The sequence below is a fragment of the Spartinivicinus poritis genome (assembly GCF_028858535.1).
Taxonomy (GTDB): Bacteria; Pseudomonadota; Gammaproteobacteria; order Pseudomonadales; family Zooshikellaceae; genus Spartinivicinus; species Spartinivicinus poritis.
The window spans coordinates 314,476-322,399 of sequence record NZ_JAPMOU010000003.1 but is presented as its reverse complement, the minus strand read 5'-3'; the positions used below and the strand labels follow the sequence as shown (position 1 = coordinate 322,399).

At 39.7% G+C, this 7,924-nt stretch carries 5 protein-coding genes; 3 read left to right on the top strand and 2 right to left on the bottom strand.

The window, feature by feature from the left end; translation table 11 throughout:
- Positions 1–83: 83 nt before the first annotated feature.
- Positions 84–1,322 carry a hypothetical protein gene (locus ORQ98_RS04430; RefSeq protein ID WP_274687573.1) on the bottom strand — a complete coding sequence of 413 codons (1,239 nt, stop codon included), beginning with the start codon at positions 1,320–1,322 and terminating at the stop codon, positions 84–86.
- Positions 1,323–2,549: 1,227 nt separating this feature from the next.
- Between ORQ98_RS04430 and ORQ98_RS04425 the strand changes: the two genes are divergently transcribed.
- From ORQ98_RS04425 to ORQ98_RS04415, 3 genes are all read left to right on the top strand, one after another.
- Positions 2,550–4,718, top strand: a complete 2,169-nt coding sequence (locus ORQ98_RS04425) for a DUF1302 domain-containing protein (protein WP_274687572.1) — start codon at positions 2,550–2,552, stop codon at positions 4,716–4,718.
- Positions 4,719–4,945: 227 nt separating this feature from the next.
- Positions 4,946–6,322 carry a DUF1329 domain-containing protein gene (locus tag ORQ98_RS04420; protein WP_274687571.1) on the top strand — a complete coding sequence of 459 codons (1,377 nt, stop codon included), beginning with the start codon at positions 4,946–4,948 and terminating at the stop codon, positions 6,320–6,322.
- Positions 6,323–6,794: 472 nt separating this feature from the next.
- On the top strand, positions 6,795–7,157 hold the full coding sequence (locus ORQ98_RS04415) for an endonuclease domain-containing protein (RefSeq protein ID WP_274687570.1): 363 nt from the start codon (positions 6,795–6,797) through the stop codon (positions 7,155–7,157).
- A gap of 468 nt (positions 7,158–7,625) precedes the next feature.
- Here the strand turns inward: ORQ98_RS04415 and ORQ98_RS04410 are convergent, their stop codons facing one another.
- Positions 7,626–7,859 carry a type II toxin-antitoxin system VapC family toxin gene (locus ORQ98_RS04410; protein WP_274687569.1) on the bottom strand — a complete coding sequence of 78 codons (234 nt, stop codon included), beginning with the start codon at positions 7,857–7,859 and terminating at the stop codon, positions 7,626–7,628.
- Between the last annotated feature and the right edge of the window lie 65 nt (positions 7,860–7,924).

Here is a 7,924-nt window from a genome sequence, read left to right as displayed (position 1 = left end):
CTTGTAAGCATCTTTAGCATGCTTACAACACTTGTGGGCGACTCGAAGCTCTGCGAGTGCTGTTGGTGATAGTTCAAATCCTCTCATAACAGTGGATTATACACATGATGCTGTATTATTGAACCTAGAAATGATTCGCGACTGGTATAACTGTAGTTCACCTTTACTTCATACTCAAATATAGCATTAGGCAGTAAATAATTATGGAGTGACTTAACGACTGCTTCCTCAAAGTCACCTTGACTATTTACAAGTGGGCAGGCTCCTATCAAGTTAAATCTTGCTTGTGCGGCAAAAAGGTCATAAAAAGATATATTATTTATGGTTTGTTCACTAAGCTTTTTCGGGGGGAGGGGAATACTTGGTTGTACAGATAGACCAGTACTTTTATCAGGAATACCTGCTGATAGAGTCATTGGCAGTTGCTTTTCATTTGTTAAGACACCACTTTCAAGGTTTCTAAATATAAAGTTGACATCTTTAATAGGCATAGCTTGAAAGCGAATGCCTGGGTTGAGCTGCTTATATTCACTGATTAAGTGTTGCCATGGTAAATTATAGTTGAAGCCTACCGTCATGCCTTCTAGAAAAGCAAAATCGTTATAACTATCTACTATATTATTCTGTAAACTATTTAATTCATCTATATCTTTATGTAAAGAAAGTTTTATTTTTTCAGCTTTGTTCTTCTCTGCATCAATCTGTCTATTAATGGTTTTAATTTGTAATGCATTATCATAGTGTTTTATGGTTAATGTATCTATTTTGTGTCTAATGTCAACGAGTTTGGAGCGCTCCTTTTTGAAAATATTGAGTTCTTGCTTACAGTCTACTTCATGATTTGTGCTGGACTGTTTACATGTTAAATATTTCTTCTTAGTGGTTACTACTCTTTTTAAAGTTTCAGTGCGAGTTTCTTCGATAGACTTTATTTTGGATGTGATTATTTCGCTTTGTAAGTTAAGAGGAGTAAGCTTTTTTTCGAGTGAGGGTATTGTTCTAGATTCAATGCTTTGTAGGATTTTTTGATTTCTTTTTATTTTTTTATCTTGATCTGTTATGTAGTCGCTAATAATTCGATTGGTCTCTTGTTTGTTTTGTAAGGATTGGCAAAAACCAATATTAGCATTAGGAGCTGTACTTACGATGGTAGCTTGACCTAGAGCAGGAGGCAATACATAAGCTTGCTGGCACGACTCATCAAACAGCACTCCAACTCCTAGCTCTGGAGAGTTAATTGAAATGTCACAAGATTTAAAGGTGGGTACAGCTATAGAGTTAGAAGAAGCTATAATAAGGACTGTTAAAAGAGTTTTTTTCATTATTTATGCTCCAAAGCATTAGCCTGCATCTAGCTAAAGGCAGAAAGCTATTTTTGATTGATACTTAAAACTTAACGAACATACGACAAAAGGTTTTTTGTCAACCATTAAATGGTTGAAGATATCTTGAAAGTCAAATATTAATAGAGATAACAGTGAGCGTTATAGACAATACAGCAAGTATAGGTAAAAACTTTTTATTAAAGCTGAAATAGATATTCTATTATAAGGCAAATACCTTTTAGTGAGTAGGTGGTTTTTGTTAGTAATTTTACGTAGAATTAATTTGTTAAAAATAAAGTGAGTGGTAACTTTAAAGATTGTTTGTTTTTGTTTTCCTAGTTTATGCTTTTTTATAAGTTAATTCACTGCATATGATCAGCCAGCACTTTTCACCAATCAACTTCCCCCTTTAATGAAAGGGGGATTGAGGGGGATTTTATGAAGCCTACTCAAAGTATCAAAAAAATCCCCCCTAACCCCCATTTTTCAAAGGGGGGAATAGTGCTGTGATTTAATCTAATTCCAACGGGAGAACAGAATTGTGGTTTAACTCATTCTTTCCTTTTAAATTTACTACCTAAAAATGGCATTAAAATCCATTCGACTAATGTCTACTTTCATTATTTAATAGCTTGCCTGTAAATCAATCAAGCTGGTTATAAAGCGACAGGTATTTGCTTAAACACACCAACTGACTCCCAGTAAATTAGTAACTAATCAAATATAAATATCGACCAGTTAGTCAAAAATAATTGAAAGCCATGGTCTTTCAATAAGTTGTGTTTGGGTAACAGTGAGTAAAGATACATAAACCGGCTAATTTGCCCTCAATCGAGCGTTTGATTAATTCTTACAAGATTGTTATCGTGCTGTTTGGTGAGGTCCGTAATGTGATAAAAGGAAATCCCCCTCAATCCCCCTTTATTAAAGGGGGAAGTTGGGTTGTGCCATGGTTCTAATCCCTCTCCTTTTTTTGCGGCAGTTTGTCAGGGAGAGTGGATTGATAATAATAATTAACGAAATATAGGTACCAAGTAGAACAAAAAATAGTCAGGCGTAAAATATAAAACACAAGATTAGTGACTATTCAAAAACAAAACGGCTATTGATCTTAACAATAAAAAAAGTTACAAGACGCAACACTTATAACAATACATAAAAGCAGCTACGCGATTAATAAGGTAAGTGTAGTCTGCGGGGTTGATTTGTTCCACGGAGTCAGACATGGAAACCATACGTAACATGAGTAGTTCCAATGAAAGTCATTTTTTAGTGAGAGCAAGGCAGCGGCGCACGGAAAACCGGAGTGTACAAAAAGTACATGAGGCTTTGAGTACGGCGCTAACACAGCTATCGCTGAAAAAGGGAGTTATTGAGACTGCTCAATTAGCGCTGCGCTTAGCCCCTGCCAAAGCAGGTTTTGTGCTGGCCGGTGCTTTAGCTGTGCTGCCAGCGGCCCATGGGGTTGAATTTGAATTAATGGATGGCGATGTCACCGGCTCGCTTGATACCACCTTATCCTACGGTGCTATGTGGCGGGTAGAAGGGCGAGATACCCGAAAATATGCAGGTGCTAGTAAGCCTACCCATGATGATGTAAATACTAACGACGGTAACCGTAATTACGATACGGGCTTGGTTTCCAGTACTTATAAGATAACCTCTGAGTTAGAAATTAATTACGCTAATCCCACTGAAAGCATCTCCAATGTAGGGGCTTTTGTACGTGGTCGGGCTTTTTATGACTCTGTAGTGATGGATCAGTCTACCGATTGGCTCCATGCTAATGATCGGTTTACTGGTCGAGGCTATCCTGATCAAACGGGTACCTATCCTAATGGGGATGGTTTTAGTGGTGATGTTGAAAACCTAATCGGTAAAGATGCCTCGTTATTAGATGCCTATGTATACACCAGTTTTGATGTGTATGATAAACCAGTGGATATTCGTTTTGGCCAACAAGTACTCAACTGGGGGGAAGGATTATTTTACCGGGGTGGTATTAATACCATAAACCCCATAGATGCGGCTCAATTTTCTTTGCCAGGTTCAGAAGTAAAAGATCTGTTGATTCCACAAATGGCACTATCCTTTAGTATTGGGTTAACCGATCAACTTTCCATGGATGCATTTTATATGTTGGAATGGGATGAGTCGATAGTCCCTCCTCGTGGCTCCTATTTTAGTAATAATGATATTTTTTCTGAGGGGGCAGATAAGGGGTATAATGAGCTAGGTGCCCTATCTTCATTAAGACCATTTTTTTCCACTTTTGGTGTAAACACACATGGAGACTATTTAGTTGTTGCTGATACACAGCAAAAGCAAAATGCGAGTGATGGTGGGCAATGGGGGTTAAATTTTAAGTATTTTGCAGAAGAATTAAATGACACTGAGTTTGGATTTTATTTTGTTAACTATCATTCACAAGCACCATTCATTCAAGCAATGGTTCCCAATGATGGCCGTTTAGAAGATTTTAATATTAATATGGCTGGGCCAATTAATACAACATGTATGGCTCTACCTGTTTCACTTGAATCTCGTATAGCTTGTATTGGTGGTTTAACAGTTGGCCATATATTATCCAATGATGTTTTTGCTAGGCAAGTGTTTCCTGAAGATATTCGAATGTTTGGTTTAAGTTTTAATACTACGCTAGGTGATACCTCTATAGCTGGTGAGCTAACCTATCGGCCTAATATGCCTATGTGGATTGATCACCCTGATGATCTTGTATCAGGTATTAAGTCTAACGTTGGTTCGGTACTTACTCAGGTTGGAGCTGGTGGGGGGCCTGTTGCTTGTACAGGTGACAGTGCAACTGGTGGTTCAAGTTTATCGCAGGGTAGGCCAGATAATGTAGCTTGTGTAGGAGAGTGGTACAGCAATTACGAGCGTGTAGAGCTATGGACAGGCTCCTTAGTCTTTATTCATAATTTTGGTCCCACTTTAGGTTTTGATGGTTTAATGGGCTTAGTTGAGCCTCATTTTGAAGTGATCTCTGGTTTAGGTGGTGGCTATGATCGTTTCTTGTCCACTGGCTCAGGCCCTTATGATCAACGCACATTTTCCAGTGATTACACTCCAGCCCATGAACGGTTAGATCGGTTTAGTTGGGGTTATACGTTGGTGGCTTCTGGGGTATGGAATGATGTTTTTGCTGGGGTGAACTTAAACCCGGTTTTCCGTTTTAAGCATGATGTGGAAGGTAACTCCCGGCGGACGGGTAGCTTTATGGAAGACCGTAAAGCAGCCACTATTGCGTTAAATGCTAGTTATTTAGGTACTATGTCAGCAAGTATTAGTTATACCAATTTCTTTGGGGCTGAAAGGCGGAATAAGTTGAATGACAGAGATAATATAGCGGTGAATTTTAAATACGCTTTTTAAGTTTAAAGCTATTGCGCTTGGTTTTTTGAAAAGAGAGATTAATAGCACCACTGTTCTATTCCCCCCTTTGAAAAAGGGGGGGTAGGGGGGATTTTTTTAAGGAGCTTTGTGTAGGTTTCATGAAATCCCCCTCAATCCCCCTTTATTTAAAGGGGGAGGTGAAAAGATAAAACAGCCTTGTGGTATATCCCTGTTTAAAGGGGTAAGTAAAAAGAGATGATATCCTCATGCTAAAAAAACAAACAATTATTGGTGGGTTAACGGCTTTAGCCCTAGCGACACAGATGGCTGTTGCAGCTGTGTCGCCAAAAGAAGCAGAACGGCTAAAAAAAGACTTAACCCCAATTGGTGCTGAAAAAGCCGGTAATAAAGCAGGGACGATTCCTGCTTGGACGGGTGGTTTAAAACAAAGTGATATCCCAAAAAGTTATACAACCAGAGGGCAGCATTATCCTAATCCATTCCCAGGGGATAAGCCGCAGTTTGTGATTACATCGAGTAACCTGAGTAAATATCAGGCTAATTTAACCCCTGGGCAAATTGCTTTATTTAAGGCTTATCCTAAGACCTTTCAGATTCCTGTTTATAAAACTCGGCGGTCAGGTTCGTTACCTCAGTTTGTGTATGATAATACGATTAAACATGCAACCACCGCTAAGCTGAATAATGGCGGCAATGGTTTTACCGGGGCTTATGCAGGCTTTCCATTCCCTATCCCGAAAAATGGTTTAGAAGCACTATGGAACCATATTGTGCGTTATCGTGGAGAATATGGTGTGCGTAAAGCGGCAGGTGTGCCGGTGCATCGTAATGGTAATTACACGCCAGTTATTACCCAACAAGAGGCGTTTTTTAAGTATTATGACCCTAATGGCAGTGAATCCACGTTAGATAATATTATTATTTATTATTTGGCGTTTACGACCAGTCCAGCGCGATTAGCGGGCGGTTCAGTCTTAGTGCATGAAACCTTGGATCAAGTTAAACAACCTCGTCAGGCTTGGGGGTATAATGCGGGTCAGCGTCGAGTGCGTCGTGCGCCTAATTTAGCCTATGATACACCAATTTCTGCTGCTGATGGACTCATTGTGGCGGATGATACCGACATGTATAACGGTGCACCAGACCGGTATAACTGGAAATTGGTGGGTAAAAAAGAAATTTATATCCCTTACAATAACTACGAGTTAATTAGCCCTAAATTGAAAAATGATAGCATTTTAAAAGTCGGGCATATCAACCCTGATCATACCCGTTATGAATTACACCGGGTATGGGTGGTTGAAGGTACCTTGAAAAAAGGCGAACGCCATATTTATTCAAAGCGGGTGTTGTATTTGGATGAAGACAGCTGGGGTGCAGCGGTTGTAGATCAATACGACGGACGTGGTGAATTATGGCGGGTTAGCATGGCTTATTTATTAAATAACTATGATTTACCAACTACCTGGACTGGCTTGGATGTGTTCCATGATTTACAAGCACGCCGCTATTATGTGCAAGGTTTAGCGAACGAAGAGAGACAGTATGTGGACTTTTCGAAAGCTATACCTGCGGAGAAATACTTTAAGCCTTCAGCGTTGAGACGGAGAGGGCGGCGGTAATTGGTTATTGCTATTTAAATCCCCCTCAATCCCCCTTTTTCAAAGGGGGAAGTTGGATTGTGCTATCGTTCAAATGCCCCTGTTTTTGACAACAGTTTTAGAATACCCTGTTACTTCATATTTACTCTCCAGAACCCTTTTGCGACACCCTCTTTTCAAAGGGGGGGATGAAGGGTGTACAGTCCAATTTTAATGCGGGTATAGTAGTGTGGTGCGATTTAGCTTCAAGCGTTAGGTTAGAATTGCAGCATAGCCGAAACTCTTTCTCTAAAGGCTGTGGCAAAGCTACAGTTCTTGCTATTATGTTCTAAAATTTCCTCAGTCCCTATCTTTTAAAGGGGGAGTGAATGTTGCACAGTCCAATTTCAATGGGGGGATAGTGTTGTGGTGCAATTTAGCTTCAAAAGTTAGGTTGGAATTTGCGGCACTATCTAGCTTCCCCCTTTGACAAAGGGGGACTGAGGGGGATTTCATGAAAACCTACTCAAAATACCTTAAGCAACCGGGTCGCCTATTACGAGCAAATATGACTGAGGCAGAGCAAAAACTCTGGCAGCTTGTTCGTCGAAAGCAAATACATGGTAAACAGTTTTATCGGCAAAAACCGCTGCTCGATTATATCGTGGATTTTTATTGTCCTGCTGCAAAACTGGTAATTGAGCTGGATGGTGGCCAGCATTATGACGCTAATCATCAAGAACAAGATAGAATCCGCGATCAAGCATTAACAGAGTTGGGTTTAACTGTTTTGCGATTTGATAACCGACAGGTACTTACAGAAACACATGCTGTACTAGAGGTGATTGAACGATCAGTGAGGAATGTGTGTTTTTAAATCCCCCCTAACCCCCCTTTTTCAAAGGGGGGAATGAATGGTGCGCAACCTAGCTTCAAAGGGGAAAGAGTGATACACAGTGCAATTTAAGCTTCAAGCGTTAGGTTAGAATTTGTAGCATAACCTACCCCCTTTCTTTGAAGACTGTGGCAAAACTACAGTACTTGCAATTATGTTCTAAAATCTCCCTAGCCCCCTTTTTTCAAAGGGGGAATGAGGGGGATTTCTCTCCACAGGAACGAAAAGGTTATTTAGCCACGCCTTTCCTGCCTTAACTCCCTCAGTGTTTCATCTGAAATAATAGGCTTCTTCATTTTTTTAATATTGGCAATTGCCTGTTTGGCCTTTTTCATAAGAGTAGTTGTCGGTCTGTTTTGGTTTGGCGAGGTTTGATGGCGTTAAATATAAAAGATCACCACAATGACCCTATTAATATCATATGACTACTGTTGTGATATTTAGATTTATCTAATATAAGTAGGTAAGGGCATTTAAAACAGTAGGATCAACTGTTTTAATTGTGTACTGGGGGATAAACCCATCCTGAGTGACCAGCTCTAACCCTTCTGCTTGCGCTTGAAAAATTAACATTCTATCGAATGGATCTTTATGAATATCAGGTAATTCCCCTGCTTTTTCTGCATGAAACAAGCTAATAGCGAGTTTTTCGAAGCCTTCGTCTTCAACAAAGATGTGGATCAACTATAAAAATGACTGCCAAGTCAGTAATAATTACACCTTCTGTGAGCAAAATTAGATAAAACAAC

Coding starts and splice junctions, on each gene's coding strand:
- ORQ98_RS04430 (WP_274687573.1), bottom strand. CDS start 1,322: ATGAAAAAAACTCTTTTAACAGTCCTTATTATAGCTTCTTCTAACTCT.
- ORQ98_RS04425 (WP_274687572.1), top strand. CDS start 2,550: ATGGAAACCATACGTAACATGAGTAGTTCCAATGAAAGTCATTTTTTA.
- ORQ98_RS04420 (WP_274687571.1), top strand. CDS start 4,946: ATGCTAAAAAAACAAACAATTATTGGTGGGTTAACGGCTTTAGCCCTA.
- ORQ98_RS04415 (WP_274687570.1), top strand. CDS start 6,795: ATGAAAACCTACTCAAAATACCTTAAGCAACCGGGTCGCCTATTACGA.